We start from the raw sequence: 20,015 nt of genomic DNA on the forward strand, positions 1-20,015 counted from the left end.
CCCAGAGGTAGGCATCAACGGTGGGTGAATCCAATGGCGATCGCCTGGTGTGATGTCCCTTGCCCCAATCCAGTGCAGACAAAAGGAAGAATCATCATGGCTCAGCTTCTAAGTGAAACCGATATTCAACAGCGTTTAGACGATCTGTCAGGTTGGACGTTGGCGGGCAACGAGATTCAATGCCAGCGTACGTTTAAAGACTTCATTGAAGCGATCGCCTTTGTGAATCGCTTGGTGGAACCAGCCGAAGCAGCCGGACACCATCCAGACATTGCCGTTTCCTACAACAAGGTGACCATTTCCTTGACCAGCCACGATGCTGGTGGTCTGACGGCGAGTGACTTTGACATGGCTAAGGTCATCTCTGGTTTAGCGTGATCTCTGGTTTAGAGTAAGTTGTCCCATCGGCTTGACCGACCTTTGAACATCTTGACTTGGGGGCGATCGCCCTGCTGTTTGCCAAAAGTTAACCCAACTATGGCAATCTGGAAGAAAGACATGCGTTAGTCGGGGCGATCGCCTCGGTCTAACCTGTCCCCCAACTAATCCGCATTTTGGCGAATCCTCTATGCAAACCCTGCCCACTCCCACTGCATCTAGTCCGGCTTCCGACGCCTTTGATACCACCATTCGTCGCCGCAAAACCCGCCCCGTGCCCGTGGGGGCAGTCACCATTGGCGGTGGATATCCGGTGGTGGTGCAGTCAATGATCAATGAAGATACGCTAGATATCGAGGGTTCGGTGGCAGGCATTCGCCGACTCCATGAAATCGGCTGTGAAATTGTGCGGGTAACCGTGCCCAGCATGGCCCACGCTAAGGCTCTCGCTGTGATTAAGCAAAAGCTAGAGGCAACCTATCAGCCGGTTCCCCTGGTCGCTGATGTCCATCACAACGGCATGAAGATTGCCCTAGAAGTGGCCAAGCATGTCGATAAGGTGCGCATCAACCCCGGGCTGTACGTGTTTGAAAAACCCAAGAGCGATCGCACTGAATATAGCCAAAGCGAGTTTGACGAAATTGGCGACAAGATTCGCGAAACCCTAGAGCCGCTGGTGATCTCCCTTCGTGATCAAGGCAAGTCCATGCGCATTGGCGTCAACCATGGTTCCTTGGCAGAACGAATGCTCTTCACCTATGGCGATACTCCCGAAGGCATGGTGGAGTCGGCGCTAGAGTTTATTCGCATCTGTGAATCCTTAGATTTCCGCAACTTGGTGATTTCCCTGAAAGCCTCCCGCGTGCCGGTGATGCTAGCCGCCTATCGCCTCATGGCGAAGCGCATGGATGACCTCGGCATGGACTATCCCCTCCACCTCGGCGTCACCGAAGCTGGGGATGGCGAGTATGGCCGCATCAAGTCCACAGCGGGCATTGCCACCCTCTTGGCCGATGGCATTGGCGATACCCTGCGTGTGTCTCTCACGGAAGCACCCGAGAAGGAAATTCCCGTCTGCTACAGCATTCTGCAAGCCCTGGGTCTGCGCAAGACCATGGTGGAATACGTCGCCTGTCCCTCCTGCGGTCGCACCCTGTTTAATCTAGAAGAAGTGCTCGACAAGGTGCGCAATGCCACCAAGCATCTGACGGGGCTAGATATTGCCGTCATGGGCTGTATTGTGAATGGCCCAGGAGAAATGGCCGATGCCGACTATGGCTATGTGGGCAAGCAGGCGGGCTATATTTCCCTCTATCGCGGTCGCGAAGAAATCAAACGCGTGCCTGAAGATCAAGGCGTTTCAGAGCTGATTAATCTGATTAAGGCAGACGGACGATGGGTTGATCCCTAAGCGAATGAGGCGTCTGGAGGACAAGATCGGACAAATTCAGGCTGATTTCTCAGCCTGTTCTCATATCGCTTGTGCTAGATTGGGCCTAATTCTCGTCTCTTCATCGGAATCAAGACATGGTTATTACGAAGCGCGGACTTGTTCTAGGTGCAACGGCTGTGGCGGTTACGGCAGTTACGCTCACGGGTGCTGGATTGCAGCTATCTAGAGGTCAAGCCTTCTTTCAAGATAGTCCTAAGGAGTTGATCGACGAAGTTTGGCAGTTAATTGACCGCACCTATGTGGATGCTACCTTCAATCAGGTCGATTGGCGGGCCGTTCGTCAAGATTACCTCGAACGCTCCTATCAAGATCAGGACGATGCCTACGTTGCCATTCGGGAGATGTTGGATCAGCTCGATGATCCCTACACTCGCTTTATGGATCCCCGCGAGTTTCGTGACATGCAAATCGATACCTCTGGAGAGCTCACAGGGGTCGGTATTCAGCTCACTCAGGATGAAGAGACGGATGAGCTGGTTGTGGTGTCACCCATCGAAGACACCCCAGCGTTTGAAGCTGGGGTTCTTGCCCAAGATGTGATTGTCGAAATTGATGGACAAAGCACGGAGGGTATGAACGTCAACGATGCGGTCAACCTGATCCGTGGCCCTGTGGGTACGGAAATCACCTTGACGATTCGTCGGGGGGAGCAAGAACTAGACTTTCAGTTGCGCCGTGACTTGATTGAGATTCATCCAGTTCGGTATTCGCTACAGGAAACGGAGACCGGTGATGTTGGCTATATTCGCCTCACCCAGTTCAGTGCCAACGCTGCCCAAGAGATGGAAGAAGCGATTCAAGACCTCCAGAATCAGGGTGTATCCGGCTACGTCCTCGATCTGCGTTCCAACCCCGGTGGGTTGCTCTATTCCAGTATTGACATTGCTCGTATGTGGCTGGATGAAGGCGGTATTGTCTCAACCGTGAATCGTCAGGGCGTCTCCGATCGCGAAGTGGCCAATGGCACCGCATTAACCGATTTGCCGCTGGTGGTGTTGGTTGATGGTGGTTCTGCTAGCGCCAGTGAGATTCTTTCCGGTGCGCTGCAGGATAATGAACGTGCCACCTTGGTGGGAACCCAAACCTTCGGTAAGGGCTTGGTGCAGTCGGTGCGCGGTCTGGGAGATGGTTCCGGAATTGCCGTGACGGTAGCTAAATATCTCACGCCCAATGGTCGAGATATTAACCAAGAGGGCATTGAGCCAGACGTGATTGTGGAGCTAACGGAAGAGCAGATTGAGGTGCTGTTTAACGATCGCACCCTGATTGGCACCGATCGCGATCCGCAGTTCTCCCAAGCATTAGAGATCTTGTCTGACCAGATGACTGCTCAGCGACGCCCCACTCAGGCGAATGTGCAGCCTTAGGATGTGGTCTTGCCACCGGGACGGAACTTGGGACGGATAAGCGTCCTAGCGTGGACGGCAATGGCCGGCGCGAATCAGACCAATACGGTGAGCGATCGCCTCGGCTTGGGATGCATAGGGGCCCCATTGCTTGGGCGTGGGACTGGCTGGGGACGATGCATCTTCAGGCTGAGTGTGGGTAATGTCGCATTGACCATCACTCTGCTGCACGATATACCAAGTGTCTGGTTGGGATGACATAGTTCATAGAGGGTAGAGAACTGGGCGGGCCATGGGGATCCCCGAGGGATCCAGGATCTAGCCCAAGGGATCCAACAGGTATGATACGCTTTGAAGCTGGGTGCTGTCTTGGCGGTGGGGCGATCGCCTGCTTCTCCCACACCTTGTTCACCCAGTAGAATGCCTCAGGTTGACGCTGTTATGACCGCCCAAGATTCAAACCCGACGAAGCCACCGGCTGGATCCGATACGGATCGTATCCCTGACGAGGTGCCTACCTCAACGGTAACGGCCGATGCCTCAAACCCTGCCGGTGGCTCCGGGGATACCTCGCCCAATCCTCAACCGCCGCCCGAATCCCGCCGTGATACCTTGCGCACGATTGTTGTCGCCGTGGCATTAGCGCTGCTGGTTCGCCTCTTCATTGCCGAACCTCGGTTTATTCCATCCGACTCCATGGTGCCGACCTTGGCGGTGGGCGATCGCTTGGTGATTGAAAAAATATCCTACGCCTTTCGCGAGCCTCAGCCTGGCGATATTGTCGTCTTCGTGCCGCCAGAAGCGCTGCAGGCCCAGGGCTATGAAGCCAACCAAGTGTTTATCAAACGTCTTATTGCCGGGCCGGGGCAGGTGGTGCAGGTGCAGGATGGGCATGTTTGGGTGGATGGGGTGGCGATCGCCGAACCCTACATTGCCGAACCGCCGAACTATGTGCTGAATCCCTTGGTGGTGCCGCCGGATCAGGTTTTTATGCTGGGCGATAATCGCAACTATAGTTTTGACTCCCATGTGTGGGGATTTTTGCCGCGCCAAAATATTATTGGACGGGCGATCGTTCGGTTTTGGCCCCTCGATCGCTTGGGTGTTGTTCCTCGTCCGCCTCGAATCACGCTCAATGAGACTCCTAGCCCCACTCCGGTGGATCTAGCCAGTTAAAGCACGAGGTAATGCATCAGGCTGCCCATGAGAGAAGCTGGGAGGGCGAGTCGCTGCTGTAGGTCGGCCATGCTTTGAAACCGCCCTCGCTGCTCACGATTTTGGACGATCGCCCTGGCTAAAAAGAGATCCACATCGGGAATGCGGGTGAGCTGCTCCACAGAAGCGCTATTGGGATTCACCGGCTGGATGGTGCAAATGCTGTCGGCATCGTAGTAGCAAAACCTCAGGACGGGGGCAAGCCGCTGAATGTTGGATACGGGTACGCTTAGCGCCGCTGCAATATCTTCTAGGCAATGAAACTGAAGGCCTGAACGCTGTAGGCTAACGAGCGATCGCGCTTGGTGAATCGAGAGCCCCGGTAGCCGCAGCCAGTCATCAACCGTAGCCTGGTTGGCATCAATGACTACGCCAATCTGGGCGGCCAGGGCCAGTTCCTCAGCATTCTGAAAGCGATAGTAGGGATCCTTCAGCAGGCGGGTTTTTAGGGGTTGCAGGCGGGTTTTTAGGCCGTTGCCCACCCGTTCCATGGCTGTTAGCCAGCTCGATCGCCTCATGGGTCACTCCTCTGCCACGTGGTGAATGGGGGTTAGGCAATGCGATCGAGCAACTGTCGTCGCTTTTGCTCAAACTCGTAGTCGGAAATCAGACCATCTTGCCGTAGTTGATCCAGGTGGCGTAGGGAATCGGCGATCGCCCCCACCTGTTTGGGATCCACCGGCGGCTCTGCTGGGGTCTGGGGTGCCAGATTGGGGTTCATGGTCAGGTCAAATTCATCGGGATGCTGGGATAGATACCACACGCCCTCAATGGCGCTAGCAACGCGGGGAATGGGTGTCCAGGATAGGAGCAGGTAGAGAATGCCCCAGCCATATTGCCCAAGGTAAAACTTATGTAGCCCCGAGACAGGAGCTACGGCCCCTGCAAAGGCGAGGATAATAGCCAGCTTCCGGTTTTTTGCTTTGACAATCATCGTGGGACGCTCCGGTGGGGAGACGGCATGGAAAGTAGTCTGGGCGATCGCTCTCCCTTGCCTTTTCTATCATATCCACATCCGTCTCTCCGCTGCCCCACCTTGAAGCTACTCCCAACGGCGGATAACCGAACGTCATGGGGCGATCGCCCGAAAAATGCCATCACCAATCCCACAAAAATCCCACAAAAAAGGGACTGTAGAACAGCCCCTCAGGATCTTGAAAAACGCTAGAGTTCAGGATTGGATCTAGGAGGAGCGATCGCCCCCATAAATCCCAGCTCTCCTACTTTTTCTTCTTACCGCCGCCCTTCTTCTTTCCACCAGAAGGCTTGGCGTCTGAAGCTGGAGCTTCTTTCACAGCAGGTGTTTCAGCGACCGGAGCCGGAGCTTCTTCCACTGCTGGCGCTTCCGCAACCGCAGCAGGCGCAGCAGCACCGGTTTGGGCGGCGACTTCTGCAGCAAAGTCAGACTCTTCCTTCTCGATGCCTTCCCCTAGAACAAAGCGCACAAAGCGACGCACCTGGATGTTTTCACCCAGCTTGGACACATTCTGGGTGACCAATTCTTGCACCGTGATGCTTTGATCTTTGATGTAGGGCTGATCCATCAACGAGAGTTCTTTCAGGCGCTTTTCAATGCGCCCGACTACAATTTTCTCGCGGATGGCTTCGGGCTTGCTGGCCAAGTCATCCCGACCCATTTCAATCTCTTTTTCCTTTTCCGCGAAGGTAGCGGGAATATCTTCGGTGCGCACATACTCAACGTTCGGGCAAGCGGCAATCTGCATGGCAATATTGCGCACTAAAGCCTGAAAGTCTTCGTTGCGAGCTACGAAGTCGGTTTGGCAGTTGACTTCTACCAACACACCGATGCGGCCGCCGGTGTGGATATAGCTGTCAACCAATCCTTCTGCTGCGACCTTGCCGGCTTTTTTCTCGGCCGAGGCAATCCCTTTCTGCCGCAACCATTCGCCAGCCTTGGCGATATCACCCTCATTTTCCTGCAGGGCTTTTTTGCAGTCCATCATGCCTGCGCCAGTCTTATCGCGCAGTTCTTTGACTAATTTTGCTGAGATCTCCGGCATTGTGCTTAACCCCTACATCTACATGTATCAACAGTCCGCGGTATATCCGCAGTTGATCGGACAGACGAGGGAACCTCTCTAGATGGGGATAACTCACCCTCTAGAGCCCCCTGCTGCGTTAGCTATTACCCGACTCGTCATTGCCGTCGGAGACGTCACTATCATCGTAATCGTCTTCGGCACCGTCGTACTCATCGTAGTCGTCGTAATCCACCTCTCCTTGACCATGATGCCCTTCGTAAATGGCATCGGCCAGCTTACCGACAATCAGCTTGATGGAACGAATAGCGTCGTCGTTGGCGGGAATGGGAATGTCTACAACGTCAGGATCGCAGTTGGTATCCAAGAGGGCAATGATGGGAATGCCGAGCTTTTGGCACTCTTGCACAGCGTTATATTCTCGACGGTGATCCACAATCAGCACCATGTCGGGTAGCTTGCGCATACTCTTGATGCCACCCAGATATTTCTGCAGCTTTTCCATCTCGCGGCGGAGAACAGCGGCTTCTTTTTTGGGTAGAAGGGCTAGGGCTCCGGTTTCTTCACGGTGCTCTAGTTCCTTGAGGCGATCGACGCGGGTTTTGATGGTGGCCCAGTTGGTGAGCATACCGCCCAGCCAGCGCTGGTTTACAAAGTAAGCACCGCAGCGAGCAGCTTCTTGAGCAACGATGCCGGCTGCCTGACGCTTGGTACCCACGAACAGTACTTTCTTGCCTTGCTCCGATGCGTCTCGGACGGTGGCGTAGGCTTCTTCGATGAGCTGAGCCGTTTGGACTAGGTCAATGATGTGAACGCCGTTCCGTGAGGTGTAGATGTACGGCGACATCTTGGGATTCCAACGGCGGGTTTGATGGCCAAAGTGAACGCCGGACTCTAAGAGTTCGGCCAAAGATACTACGGGCATGTGTTTTGACTCCTTTCGGGTTTATCCTCCACCCAAGTGCATTTCGCAAACTGCGAAACACCCGAATATCTGGGTGTGCGATTTTTGACAACTTTTCCAGAATAACACAATCGCTGATCATCTTTCTTGGTGATCTCAACAACCTTTTTTCAATCGAGGCCGTTTGTCAATCGATGGTCTTGAAAGCGCTGTACCCCTAAGATTGTGGGGGGTAAATGGGGCGCTAGTCTGAGACGGGTTACGTGATATCTGTTCCCTATCTATTCAGCAGGATCATCTCTTATGCAGCGGCGGCATTTTTTACGTTTGAGTGCTTGGGCAACTGCCGGGGCAGCGATCGCTCCCCTTGTTCCGTATCGGGCGATGGCGATCAGGGGCGATCGCATCAAACCAGCGCGATTGGCAGCCGGGGATGCTGTGGGAATCATCAGTCCAGCAACGGCGGCTTTCCTGCGGGAGGATGTGGAGATTGTTCTAGAGGCGGTGCGAGCCCTGGGGCTAGAGCCGGTGTTAGGCGAGCATCTGTTTGATCGCTATGGCTACTTGGCAGGCCAGGATCGCGATCGCGCGGCGGATATCAATCGTTTCTTTGCCGATCCGGCGATCAAAGCGTTGATTCCTGTTCAGGGCGGCTGGGGCAGTAGTCGGGTCTTGCCCTATTTAGACTATGACCTGATTCGCGAGAATCCTAAAATCCTCGTTGGCTTTAGCGACATCACGGCTCTGCTCATGGGCATTACCGGGCAGACTGGGTTGGTGACCTTCCATGGCCCCAATGGGCTATCTGGATGGCGATCGCAGGAGGTGGATATGTTTCGCCGAGTGTTGTTCAATGGCGAGGCAGTGACCTTTTCCAATCGTCTTGCTGGTGTTGATAGCGATCGCCTCATGCAGGTGTCGAACCGCACCCAGACGATCACGGCGGGGCAGGCTCGGGGGATGTTGGTCGGTGGCAATTTGTCGGTGCTGTCGGGGATTGTTGGATCGCCCTATATGCCGGATCTCACGGGGGGCATTCTATTTCTGGAAGATGTGGGAGAGTCGATTTATCGGATTGACCGGATGATGACCCAGTTGGCCCTAGCAGGGGTATTTGACAACTTGGCGGGCTTTATTTTTGGGCAATGCACTCGCTGTGGCCCCGATGCGGATTATGGGTCGCTCACCCTGGAAGAAGTGGTATGGGATCACCTTGAACCTCGGGGCATTCCAGCTTGGTATGGGGCAGCGATCGGTCACCTAGAGCCGTTGTTGACCCTGCCCGTAGGCCTAGAGGTGGAGATTGACGCCACGGCGGCCACCATTCAGATGACAGAGTCAGCGGTGACCTAGCCGGGATGGATCTAGCAGATGCCTGAAAAATCCTCAACGGCTTATGCCAAAATGGCCAGAGATCTGCATCCCGCATTCCAGTAAGTTTAGGAGAAGCTCGTGGAGTCCCGTTACAACCCAGGAGAGATTGAACCCAAGTGGCAACAGGTTTGGGCTGACCAAGGCAGCGATCGCGCCGAAGAAAACGAGAAGCCGAAGTACTACGCGCTGTCGATGTTTCCCTATCCATCGGGTAATCTGCACATGGGTCACGTGCGCAACTATACGATCACCGACGTGATTGCGCGGGTGCGGCGGATGCAGGGCTACCGGGTGCTCCACCCCATGGGCTGGGATGCTTTTGGGCTGCCGGCGGAAAATGCGGCCATCGATCGCGGGGTTCATCCAGCGACCTGGACTTACCAAAATATTGAAACCATGAAGGGGCAGCTCAAGCGACTGGGTCTGTCCTACGACTGGGATCGGGAAGTGGCCACCTGCGCACCAGACTACTACAAATGGACGCAGTGGATTTTTATTGAATACCTGAAGGCGGGGCTAGCCTACCGCAAAGAGGCCGCGGTGAACTGGGATCCGGTGGATCAAACCGTGGTGGCCAATGAACAGGTGGATGCGGATGGTCGTTCCTGGCGATCGGGGGCGATCGTCGAAAAGCGGATGCTCAGCCAGTGGTTTTTGAAAATTACTGACTACGCCGAACAGTTGCTCACCGATCTGCAAACTCTGGACGGCTGGCCTGAGCGCGTCAAGCTGATGCAGGAAAACTGGATTGGCAAGTCCACCGGGGCAGAGGTCACCTTCAAGACAGAAGATGGGGCAGACCTGACGGTGTTCACCACCCGCCCGGATACCCTCTGGGGGGCCACGTTCATGGTGCTGTCGCCGGAGCATCCCTTGGTAGACAAGCTAACCAAGCCGGAGCAGGCTGAGGCTATCCAGACCTATCGCACGGCGGCTGCCAGCAAGAGCGACCTGGATCGCATGGTGGAGGATCGGGAAAAGACCGGGGTCTGGACGGGAAGCTACGCCCTCAACCCAGTGAATGGTGCGAAGGTGCCGGTGTGGATTGCCGACTATGTGCTCATGGGCTACGGTACTGGGGCCATTATGGCGGTGCCAGCCCACGACCAGCGGGACTTTGAATTTGCCCGCCAGTTTGGCCTGCCGGTGGTCGTTGTGGTGCAGCCGGAGGGCGAGACCCTAGACGGCGATGCTATGGCCAAGGCCTGGCCAGGCGACGGGGTGATGGTGCAGTCGGGGCCGCTGGATGGGATTCCCGCTGGGAAAGGGCCGGGGCAGAGCGTGGAGAAGGCGATCGCTTGGCTTGAATCTGAAGGCAAGGGTAAGGGGACAGCCACCTATCGCCTGCGGGATTGGCTGATTTCCCGGCAGCGCTACTGGGGCGTGCCCATTCCGGTGGTGCATTGCCCCACCTGCGGCATCGTGCCGGTGCCCGAGTCGGATCTGCCGGTGGTCTTGCCAGACAACGTGGAGCTATCGGGGCGGGGCGGCTCTCCCTTGGCCAAGCTGGAGGACTGGGTGAATGTGCCCTGTCCCACCTGTGGCACGCCGGCCAAGCGGGAAACCGATACCATGGACACCTTCATTGATTCCTCCTGGTACTACCTGCGCTACGCCGATGCTCGCAATGAAAGCCAGGTGTTTGAGCCTGCCAAGGCCAACGACTGGCTGCCGGTGGATCAATATGTGGGCGGGATTGAACATGCCATTCTGCACCTGCTCTACTCGCGATTTTTCACCAAATTCCTGCGCGATCGCGGCCTGTTGAACTTTGACGAACCCTTCCAGCGCCTGCTCACCCAGGGCATGGTGCAGGGGCTCACCTACCGCAACCCCAACCGGGGTGGGAAAGACCAGTGGATTCCCTCCGATCGCGTTGCCGATCCTAGCGATCCCCGCGATCCAGACACCGGCGAACCCCTAGAGCGTCTCTATGCCACCATGTCCAAATCCAAGGGCAATGGCGTGGCTCCGGAGGACGTAATTGCCAAGTATGGGGTAGACACCGCCCGCATGTTTATCCTGTTCAAAGCGCCGCCGGAGAAGGATCTGGAATGGGATGATGCGGATGTGGAAGGGCAGTCCCGCTTTCTGAATCGCGTGTGGCGGCTGGTGACTGACTACCGTGCGCCATCGCCTGCGCCGACCCTGCCTGAGACTCTGACGAAGGCGGAAAAGGATCTGCGGCGAGCGGTGCATCTGGCGATTAAAGACATCACGGAGGACATCGACGGCGACTACCAGTTCAACACGGCGGTGTCGGAGTTGATGAAGCTGAGCAATGCCCTGAGTGACGCTGACGGTAAAACCTCGGCGGTGTATCACGAGGGTATTGAAACGCTGGTGATCCTCCTGGCTCCCTTCTCTCCCCACATTGCCGAAGAGCTGTGGCAGGGCTTGGGATACAGCGAATCGGTGCATCAGCACCCTTGGCCCAGCCATGATCCTGACGCGTTGGTGGTGGACGAAATCACCCTGGTGATTCAGATTATGGGCAAAACCCGAGGCACCATCCAGGTTCCCGCCGCTGCCAGCAAAGCCGAGCTAGAACAGTTTGCCACTGAGTCGGAGGTGGCCCAGCGCTACCTCGAAGGCAAGACCCTCAAGAAGGTGATTGTGGTGCCGGGCAAGCTGGTGAATTTTGTGGTGACCTAGACAGCGGGTCTAGCGCGGGGTAGAGGCCGGGGTTCGGGAATTTCGGCTGGTGGGTACAGGGCAAGGTATGGGAATGTCTCCCATACTAGAAGTACCGTTATGAATTGCGATCGCCCATGCCAGTCCAGCCGACTTTCATCGCCAAAGCTCGCCCCTACGCAACCATCGTTGCCATCATCGGCACCTTCCTTGTGAATGCTTGGTCGAACATTGACCCCATCAATGGCGAGTCTATTGGCGCGATCTCCAACCGGGTCTTTGGGGATGTGATGATTATTCCCGCCAACTATGCCTTTATTATCTGGGGGCTAATTTATCTAGGGCTGATTGCCTTTGGGATTTATCAACTGCTGCCCAGCCAGCGATCGCGCTCTGACTTAGACCCCGTGCGCCATGCCCTGATCCTCAGCTCTGTGGCTCAAGGCGTTTGGGTCTTTTTGTTTCTATATCGACTCTTTTGGGGCTCCATGATTGCCATGGCGGCCATTCTTATTGCCCTAGCCTATGGCTACTACCATCAGCGGCAGACCGTGACGCCTAGCCGCCGCGATCGCTGGCTGGTAAACCGACCCCTGAGCCTATACCTGGGCTGGATTAGCGTAGCCACCATTGTGAATGGCGCGATCGCCCTCTACAGTACAGGCTGGACGGAGTTGGGATTGGGAATGCCGGCGTGGACGGTGATTATGCTGGCGGTGGCCACCCTCTTGGGGAGTGTGATGGCCTTTCTCTATCGGGATGCGGTGTTTACCGGTGTTTTGATCTGGGCGTTTGTGGCGATCGCGGTGCGTCATGCCGATCAAGGGCTGGTGTCACCGGTGGCGATCGCTGCCTCTGTCGTTTTGATCGCGGCCCTCGGAGTTGCTCGATGGAAGCAGGTTGCCCCGCGTTCGTTATAAGCAGAGCCTGAGTAACGCGTCTATGAGCCGGTGCGTTACGGCTACGCCTAACCGCACCCTACACCATGGTTGATTGGGATCCACCGACGTAGATTGGTAGTGAAATCGTAAACACCGAACCCTGAGGATGATTGTCATCCACCCGAATATCGCCACCGTGGGCTTCCACCGCTAGCTTGCAGAAGGCTAGTCCTAGCCCCAGTTGGGTCACGCCCTCAGCACTCATGCCCGTTTCATACTTCTCGAAAATAATCTGTCTGAGGTCAAGGCGTACGCCGGTACCCTGATCCGCCACCTGAATAATAGTGGACTGATCCAACGAATCGGCTTTGAGAACAACTTGGCTGCCCTTGGGAGAAAACTTGACGGCATTGGACAGTAAGTTATCAATCACCCGGCGCAGCATAGTGGCATCGACGTGAACCGGATTTAACTGAGCCGGTAAGTCTCCCACAAGGTCTAGATGTTTTTGCTGGGCGATCGCTTCAAATTCTTCCAAGGCTTTTTTACATAGATGTCTCAAGTCCACCGTAGTGCGATCGACCAGCATCTGACCATCTTCGATGCGCGCCATGATCAACAGGTCATCAATCAGGGCTTGCAATTGGCGAGCGGCGGTCATAATCTGCTCAGCTTTATGGTGCTGTTTCGCTGCGGTGAGCTGACCGCTTTGCAGCATATCTGCCGATAGCACGATGCTAGATAGGGGCGTGCGCAGATCATGGACAATCATATTGACCATATCTTCGCGCAGTCTCAACAGGTTTTGCACGCTTGCATATTGCTGGCGGATGCGCAGCATGGAATTGACCCTAGCCCGCAGTTCTGTGCCGTTGACGGGTTTGCTGATAAAGTCATCGGCTCCGGCATTCAAACAGCGCGATAAGTCATCCTTACTAGTTAATGCCGTCACCATAATGATCGGAATTCCCTGCCACTGGGGATCAGCTTTGATGATCTGACAGGCTTCGATGCCGCTCATGTGGGGCATCATCACATCCATCAAAATGACATCAGGCTGAATATCCTGTAAGCGAGCTATGGCACGGCTGCCGCTGGAAGCATAGGATAGCTGGATGTTGTCATCGTGCAAAAAAGTGTCGATGACATCAAAATTATCGGGCTCGTCATCGATAACTAGAATGGACGCTGAGATTGTCATACCAAAATACCGTTTTCATAAATCATTCGGAACGGTGCTACAGGTGGATTGGGTGAGTCTAGATCCGTTGATGAGGGTTGGGAGATGCTCATTCAGGATGCGGCAAAAGCTGTTGAATCGTTTCTAACAGCAGCTTTAACCGAATTGGTTTGGTTAAGTAATCGTTGGCCCCAGCCGTGAGGCATCGATCGCGATCGCCTGGCATGGCCAAGGCTGTCATTGCAAGGATGGGCATGGTGGGGGAGATGGTAGTTCGAATTTGATGAATGGCATCTAGTCCGCTCAGTCCAGGCATTTGAATATCCATGAGGATCAAGTCTGGTGTTTGGACTTGGGCCATGTTGACGGCCTCATACCCATTATGGGCATAAATGAGATGGTAGCCTTTGAGGGTGAGGTAGTCGGCGATCGTTTCAATATTGGCTGGGTTGTCTTCTGCGACCAGAATGACAGGGTCATGATGATGGTTAGGGTAGCTGGGCGTAATGACGGTAGGACTGAGGCGATCGCCCCCGTCTTGTGTCGGCAAGAGACGACGAATGGCCGCATGGAGATGGACTCGGGTAATGGGTTTGACTAAGTAATCCACTGCTCCTAATGCTAACCCTTGATCTTGCTCATCTACCACTGAGGCAATGATGACCGGGATGTGAGCTGTGGCCGGGATATCCTTGAGCTGGGTTAAGATCTCCCAGCCGGACGCCTCTGGCAGCAGGAGGTCTAGAATAATTAATGACGGCATGAACGTCTTGGCTTGAGCGATCGCATCCTCCCCACATCGGCAAACCGTAGAAGACATTCCTAGCTCGGTTAAATAACGCTGGAGCTGATCTGCCACGTCTTGTGAATCTTCAATAATCAGAACCGATCGCATATTCGTTCGTGGCGCGATCGCAAGGGGACTGGCTTCCTTCTCGGTAGATGGGGCGGGAGGATGGACGTAGGGAATCTGTACTGAGAAGCAGCTCCCTTGTCCTGGGGTGCTATCGACGGTGATATGGCCGCCGTGGAGATCTATTAAACGTTTGACCAAAGACAGCCCCAGTCCGGTGCCCGTATGTTTTCGATTGAGGGCGCTATCAATTTGGACAAACGGCTGGAAGAGCTTCGTGCGATCGCTCTCGGCAATGCCGATGCCCGTATCGTTGATCGAGAAAACAACGCTTGGCAGGGTCGATAGGTGGGATGGGCTAGACGGATCGGGAGGTTGTGCAGGAGGTTGGCTCGTGACGGTAAGGGAAACAACGCCGCCATCAGGGGTAAACTTCACGGCATTCACCAGCAAGTTAATTAAAATTTGCCGCAAACGACGCTCATCGGCATAGAGGGATGTCACCCCCTGAATGTGATGCTCTAGGTGAATATGTTTCCGCATCGCCTCTTCTTGCACGAAGGCTAAGCTAGCTTGGCAGAGGGTGCTGATGGATACGAGGCTAGGCTGGAGCTCCAGCTTGCCTGCCTCGATTTTGGATAGGTCAAGAATGTCGTTAATCAGCTCTAGTAAATGCTGTCCACTGCGCTCAATGGTGGCGATCGCCTTCTGTTGTCGAGGATTCAGCGCTCCGAAAATATCCTCCTGTAGCCCCTCCGACATGCCCAAAATGGCATTGAGGGGGGTGCGCAGTTCATGGCTCATGCTGGCTAAGAACTCATCCTTGAGCCGGGTGGCCCGCTCTAGCTCTAGGTTGGCGCGGCTGAGCTGGTCGTTCTGAATTTGGATGCGCTGCTGGGCTTCTTGCCGTTTGGTAATATCAAAATTAATGCCGACCATGCGCACGGGCTGACCCTGGGCACTACGCTGCACCTGCCCGTAGGCTTTAATGAAGCGTGGGCTGCCATCGGGCCAGACAATTCGAAAGGTAGCGTCAAACTCTTGCTCTCCTTGGAGCGCTTGCGCTAGAACGAGCTCAGTAGCTTGACGATCCTCGGGATGAAGGTTTTGCTGCCAATCTGCGCCGCTTTTGACAGGATCATCGAGCGATCGCCCATGCAGACGATACATTTGCTCATCCCAGACTAAATGATCCTGCAGCAAGTCCCATTCCCAGATGCCGATCGCGCCCGACTTGAGCGCTAGGGCTAACCGTTCTGACACCTGCCGCAACTGCTGCTCATCGTGCTTGCGATCGGTAATATCGCGGCCTGCGGATTGATATTCCAAGAGCTGACCTTGGTCGTCAAAAATGGCGCGATCGGTCCACAATTGCCAAGCCGTCGTGCCATCGGGTAGCAGGACGCGGTGCTCATAGGTCACGGTGGGGCTCTCTGGAGTCAGGCCTAGCACCTTCGTGCGCACAAAATCTAGCTCATCATCAGGGATATATTGCCAGATGGCATTGTTATCTGGCAGGGTGGTGTCTAGATTGAAATAGCGACGGTAGGCGGTGTTGGCAAAACTGAGGGAACCATCCGGGCGAAAGCGGCAAATCATCTCTGTTTGGTCTTCCACGATCGCTCGATAGCGGGTCTCGCTGCGCTGTAGCGCTAGTTCAATGCGTTTGCGATCGGTAATGTCATGCCCCACCGATTGATACTCGATCACCTGTCCTTGATCGTCAAACATGGCCCGATCCGTCCATAGCTGCCAGCGCTCTTCACCGCTAGCCGTCAAGGTTTTTTGCTCGGTGGTGATGGTTGGTGTTTCGGGAGTCAGGTGGGACAGCAGTTGCTGGAGGCAAGCATATTCTTCAGGTGGTACCAGTTGCTCAAGAGAGTAACCAATGCCGATCTCTGGATCAATCTGTACATATTGACAGTAGGCATAGTTTGCAAAGGTGAGCCGACCGTCTGGCAAGAAACGACAAATTAAGTCCGTTTGGTCTTCCACAACGGCGCGGTAGCGAGCTTCGCTACATTTGCGTTTCATGTCGGCAAGTTTACGATCGGTGATATCGAGGACTGTACCGACGAAGCGGCTGAGTTGCCCGCTGGCATCAAAGATGGGTTCTCCCCGAGCTGCCACCCAGCCTCGGGATCCATTGGGCCGGTGAAATTCAATTTCTAGGCTATAGGGTATTTGCTGGGCGATCGCCTGCTCCAACACGTGGCGGTGATGCAGGCGGGCTTCTGGGCTAAAACGAGCCTCAAGCTGCTCCAGGGTCGGTTCGCCATCGGCTGCCTCAAAGCCAAAGACCACAAAGCTTTGGGGTGACCAGGTGATTGCTCCGGTCTGAATATCAAACTCCCAACTGCCTAGATTGGCGATGCGCTGGGCGGCACTGAGATGGGCCGCTTGCTGCTTCAGGCGCTGCTCAATCTGTTTTTGCTCCGTGATATCAATGACATATCCCACAATTTCAACGGGGATGCCTTGGGGATCAAACACCATCCGCAAACCGCTACCGAGCCAGAGATAGTGACCGTCGTGGTGTAAAAAACGATACTCGTGCTTTTGAACGCCTTGGGTCGGCAAGAGCGCTAGGGCACTGAGGAGGCGATCGCGATCGTCAGGATGGAGGCGATCGCTCCAAAGATTGGGCTCTTGGACAAACATCTGGGGCGAATATCCCAGCAGTTCCTGGATGTTTGCACTGACAAAGGTAGTTTTGTAGTTGTCCCCTGGATGACAGGTGAACATGACCGCAGGACTGGTGGCGATCATGCTTTGGAGGCGAGAGCAGGGGACTGGAACTCCTAGGAGAATTGGTTGAGGGGTGGGTAGGGAGGCGCTGAGCTGATCCCCAAGCATGTGCAGCATATGGGCCGTATCTAGACAACCGATGATCTGCCCTTGATCGATGACTGGAAGGCAGCATCGGCTTGCCTGCTGCATGCGGGGTAGGAGGCTGGGAAGATGGGTCACCTCTGCTAAGGGAATAGGGCTTGGGGGAGGTGCCATCATCTCGCCGACGAGCGTTTGGGCGGGGATCCGTCCGGCAGCTAAGGCGGCTACTATATCGCGATCGCTCACCAGCCCCACCAAGGTGTCTTGCTCCATCACAAGGGCACAGCAACCTGACGATGCGACCGCTGCATGGTGAGATGTCCGAAACCGTTCGATGTCAGCAATCGCTTTATCTAGGGTTGTTGTGCTAGAAAGCACGGGTAAATTGCGGGCGATCGCTAGATTGATCTGCCCGCTGGAGGAGCTTAAACCGCGCATGGGAGAAATAAAGTAATAGGCTTCAGCACTCAACCATCAACTTAGAAAAAATGGTGAGGATGGTGATGGTTCTTACTGTTATCTTAAATGCTGCAAGAAAGCCTGCCAAAGGTAATTCTGCGGATTCATGGCCGGGAGCGATTGTGAAGAAATGATTGAGCTGGGGGATGAATGGGGGATGAAGTATGAAGCGCAATTCATCGTTGACCCCATCGCCCGCGATCGCCCGCGATCGGAGAACAGAGGTTTGACCTTGATGGGTTCGAAGGGGGGGATCGCGACGTCAGGATCCCCTATCCCAAGATTACAACTCTCCACATTCCTGTGGAAGTTTTCCACAGGTTTTCCACAGGAAAAGCGAGTTTTCCACAGGAAATGGCATAGTTTTCCACAGGCGCTTGGGAAAAACCTGTGGAAAACCTGTGGAAAACCAACATGATTATTTAAGTTAAATGACGGGCGTTGTCCTTGAACTAACGTCGAACTAACGTCCCATCTCATCTACAGAGTGTCGTTTCATATGGAGACCCAGCGATCGCACCCCGGCGATCCATTGTAAGCGATCTGAGGGACTGGATTGCTCCAGTTTCCCTCAAGGCTCGTTCACGTTTCGCTGGTTGTTGGGGGACTCTACCTAGGGGCGATCGCTATCCTGCCTATTCCCACTCGATGGTGCCTGGGGGCTTGGACGTAATATCGTACACAACGCGATTGACGCCCTTCACTTCGTTGACAATCCTCGTGGAAATGGCTTCTAGCAAATCGTAGGGCGCACGCGACCAATCAGCCGTCATGCCATCTTCACTAGAAACGCAGCGCAGCACGATTGGGTAAGCGTAGGTGCGTTGATCGCCCATCACTCCCACGCTGCGAATGGGCAGCAGCACAGCGAAGGCTTGCCAGAAGTCGTTATACAGACCGCGTTGGTTGATCTCCTGCCGCACGATGAAATCCGCATCGCGCAGGATGCTCAGCTTTTCTGCCGTCACTTCGCCCAGAATGCGAATGGCTAGACCCGGGCCTGGGAAGGGATGGCGTTTGACAATCTCTTCGGGAAGACCGATGGACAGCCCGACTTTGCGCACTTCGTCTTTAAACAATTTGCGCAGGGGCTCGACGAGCTTGAAGCGCAGATCCTTGGGTAGCCCACCCACGTTGTGGTGGCTCTTGATCTTCACCGCCACCCGCTCTCCAGTTTTGGGATCAACGTTGGTGTCGGCTGACTCGATCACATCAGGGTAGAGGGTGCCCTGGGCTAGGTAGTCGAAGGGGCCAAGACGCTTGGATTCTTCTTCAAAAACCTGAATGAACTCGTGGCCAATGCGCTTACGTTTTTCCTCGGGATCGCTGATGCCTTCAATGACTGCCAAGAAGCGATCGCGGGCCTGAACGTGTACCACGGGAATGTGGAACTGTTCGTGGAACAATTTCACCAGGCGCTCTGGCTCATACTTGCGCATGAAGCCTTGGTCGATAAACATGCAGGTGAGCTGATCCCCGATGGCCTGGTGCAGCAAAAAGGCTAGAGTTGAGGAGTCAACGCCGCCGGATAGCGCCAGCAGCACCCGCTTCTCGCCAATGCGGGCCCGGATTTCACGAATAGCATCTTCTACAAACGCTTCGGTTGTCCAAGTTGGTTCGCAACAACAGACGTGATAAACAAAGTTGCGAATCAGCGCCAGACCGCCGATGGAATGCACCACTTCGGGATGGAACTGGACGCCGTAGAGCTTGCGCTCATGGTGGGCGATCGCGGCGCAGGGAGTATTGTCGGTGTGGGCGAGCAGCTCAAAGCCATCGGGCAACGCCTTGACGGAGTCTCCATGACTCATCCACATGGTGGTGCCGTCGTCTACGTTGGTGAGGAGATCGGTGGGATCATCGATGTAGAGCGATGCCTTGCCATATTCACCGCGCAGGGCCCGCTCAACGCTGCCACCCAACTGTTCTACCATCAACTGCATACCGTAGCACACCCCTAGAACAGGGATGCCCAGATCCCAAATTTTGGGATCGCAGTGGGGAGCGTTGTCGTCATAGACGGAGCTTGGACCACCCGATAGAATAATGCCCTTGGGATTGAGTTGCTGGAGTTGCTCAACCGTGGTGCGGTAGGAAAGCACTTCAGAATAGACTTGGGTTTCGCGAATTCGTCGAGCAATGAGTTCAGAATATTGCGAGCCAAAGTCGAGGATCACAATCATCTGACGGGTGATGTGCTCAGTGGTGTAAGCGTCGGGTGGAAGTTGGGTTTGGAGAGTCACCGATTGAGTCCTGGTCAGTCATGAAGGATAGAAAACAATAAGTATGCCTGATCGAGATCATGGTCTGGGAAAAGTGGCCTTTGCGAGAGAATCATCCAATCCTTCTAGAGGGAGGGGTTGAGATCCTCGATCGCGAACCATGTCACCGCTGCCCGATCTGCATCATGCACGTATCTATATAACGGTAATTAATGTCCCCGTATTGTGACTGATTTTCCTACAGAGGGCAAGGAGGCGATCGCTGAGATATCGTGTCATTGTTC

The 20,015-nt window shown here is 54.9% G+C and carries 15 protein-coding genes; 7 read left to right on the forward strand and 8 right to left on the reverse strand.

Annotation, left to right across the window (positions count from 1 at the left end; all coding sequences use genetic code 11):
• The first annotated feature begins 96 nt into the window (after nt 1-96).
• From JUJ53_RS20855 to ctpC, 3 genes are all read left to right on the forward strand, one after another.
• The gene (locus JUJ53_RS20855; RefSeq protein WP_204153959.1) at nt 97-378 is read left to right on the forward strand and encodes a 4a-hydroxytetrahydrobiopterin dehydratase; all 282 of its coding nucleotides are present in this window, start codon (nt 97-99) and stop codon (nt 376-378) included.
• Nucleotides 379-568: 190 nt separating this feature from the next.
• Nucleotides 569-1,789, forward strand: a complete 1,221-nt coding sequence (gene ispG / locus JUJ53_RS20860; RefSeq protein WP_204153960.1) for a (E)-4-hydroxy-3-methylbut-2-enyl-diphosphate synthase — start codon at nt 569-571, stop codon at nt 1,787-1,789.
• Nucleotides 1,790-1,905: 116 nt separating this feature from the next.
• A complete protein-coding gene (gene ctpC / locus JUJ53_RS20865; RefSeq protein WP_204153961.1) occupies nt 1,906-3,198 on the forward strand; it encodes a carboxyl-terminal processing protease CtpC in 1,293 nt (430 codons plus the stop codon).
• Between the two features lie 45 nt (nt 3,199-3,243).
• On the opposite strand, the gene JUJ53_RS20870 is transcribed toward ctpC, so the two are convergent.
• A complete protein-coding gene (locus JUJ53_RS20870) occupies nt 3,244-3,438 on the reverse strand; it encodes a hypothetical protein (RefSeq protein ID WP_204153962.1) in 195 nt (64 codons plus the stop codon).
• A 90-nt stretch (nt 3,439-3,528) separates the two neighbouring features.
• Here JUJ53_RS20870 and lepB point away from each other — a divergent pair, with 90 nt between their 5' ends.
• Nucleotides 3,529-4,353 carry a signal peptidase I gene (gene lepB / locus JUJ53_RS20875; RefSeq protein ID WP_239125253.1) on the forward strand — a complete coding sequence of 275 codons (825 nt, stop codon included), beginning with the start codon at nt 3,529-3,531 and terminating at the stop codon, nt 4,351-4,353.
• Here lepB and JUJ53_RS20880 read toward each other — a convergent pair.
• From JUJ53_RS20880 to rpsB, 4 genes are all read right to left on the reverse strand, one after another.
• Entirely contained in the window at nt 4,350-4,910 is a 561-nt protein-coding gene (locus JUJ53_RS20880; protein ID WP_239125254.1) for a ComEA family DNA-binding protein, read from the reverse strand. The two genes, lepB and JUJ53_RS20880, sit on opposite strands and share 4 nt — an antisense overlap.
• A 32-nt stretch (nt 4,911-4,942) precedes the next feature.
• Nucleotides 4,943-5,326: an NINE protein gene (locus tag JUJ53_RS20885; protein ID WP_204153963.1), complete on the reverse strand. Its 384-nt coding sequence runs from the start codon at nt 5,324-5,326 to the stop codon at nt 4,943-4,945.
• 286 nt (nt 5,327-5,612) lie between these two features.
• Nucleotides 5,613-6,413: a translation elongation factor Ts gene (gene tsf / locus JUJ53_RS20890; RefSeq protein ID WP_204153964.1), complete on the reverse strand. Its 801-nt coding sequence runs from the start codon at nt 6,411-6,413 to the stop codon at nt 5,613-5,615.
• A 118-nt stretch (nt 6,414-6,531) separates the two neighbouring features.
• On the reverse strand, nt 6,532-7,317 hold the full coding sequence (rpsB, locus tag JUJ53_RS20895) for a 30S ribosomal protein S2 (protein WP_204153965.1): 786 nt from the start codon (nt 7,315-7,317) through the stop codon (nt 6,532-6,534).
• Nucleotides 7,318-7,599: 282 nt separating this feature from the next.
• Here rpsB and JUJ53_RS20900 point away from each other — a divergent pair, with 282 nt between their 5' ends.
• The 3 genes from JUJ53_RS20900 to JUJ53_RS20910 all read left to right on the forward strand — a co-directional run bounded on the left by JUJ53_RS20900 (nt 7,600) and on the right by JUJ53_RS20910 (nt 12,224).
• A complete protein-coding gene (locus JUJ53_RS20900; protein WP_204153966.1) occupies nt 7,600-8,649 on the forward strand; it encodes an LD-carboxypeptidase in 1,050 nt (349 codons plus the stop codon).
• Between the two features lie 99 nt (nt 8,650-8,748).
• On the forward strand, nt 8,749-11,325 hold the full coding sequence (leuS, locus tag JUJ53_RS20905) for a leucine--tRNA ligase (protein ID WP_204153967.1): 2,577 nt from the start codon (nt 8,749-8,751) through the stop codon (nt 11,323-11,325).
• Nucleotides 11,326-11,441: 116 nt separating this feature from the next.
• Nucleotides 11,442-12,224, forward strand: a complete 783-nt coding sequence (locus JUJ53_RS20910; protein WP_204153968.1) for a tryptophan-rich sensory protein — start codon at nt 11,442-11,444, stop codon at nt 12,222-12,224.
• A gap of 58 nt (nt 12,225-12,282) precedes the next feature.
• Here the strand turns inward: JUJ53_RS20910 and JUJ53_RS20915 are convergent, their stop codons facing one another.
• The 3 genes from JUJ53_RS20915 to guaA all read right to left on the reverse strand — a co-directional run bounded on the left by JUJ53_RS20915 (nt 12,283) and on the right by guaA (nt 19,752).
• Complete coding sequence (locus JUJ53_RS20915; protein ID WP_204153969.1) at nt 12,283-13,386, reverse strand: hybrid sensor histidine kinase/response regulator; 1,104 nt, start codon at nt 13,384-13,386, stop codon at nt 12,283-12,285.
• Between the two features lie 88 nt (nt 13,387-13,474).
• Nucleotides 13,475-17,521 carry a PAS domain S-box protein gene (locus JUJ53_RS20920; protein ID WP_204153970.1) on the reverse strand — a complete coding sequence of 1,349 codons (4,047 nt, stop codon included), beginning with the start codon at nt 17,519-17,521 and terminating at the stop codon, nt 13,475-13,477.
• A 623-nt stretch (nt 17,522-18,144) separates the two neighbouring features.
• Nucleotides 18,145-19,752, reverse strand: a complete 1,608-nt coding sequence (guaA, locus tag JUJ53_RS20925; RefSeq protein ID WP_343328004.1) for a glutamine-hydrolyzing GMP synthase — start codon at nt 19,750-19,752, stop codon at nt 18,145-18,147.
• Nucleotides 19,753-20,015: the final 263 nt, after the last annotated feature.

The organism is Leptolyngbya sp. CCY15150 (genome assembly GCF_016888135.1).
Taxonomy (GTDB): Bacteria; Cyanobacteriota; Cyanobacteriia; order RECH01; family RECH01; genus RECH01.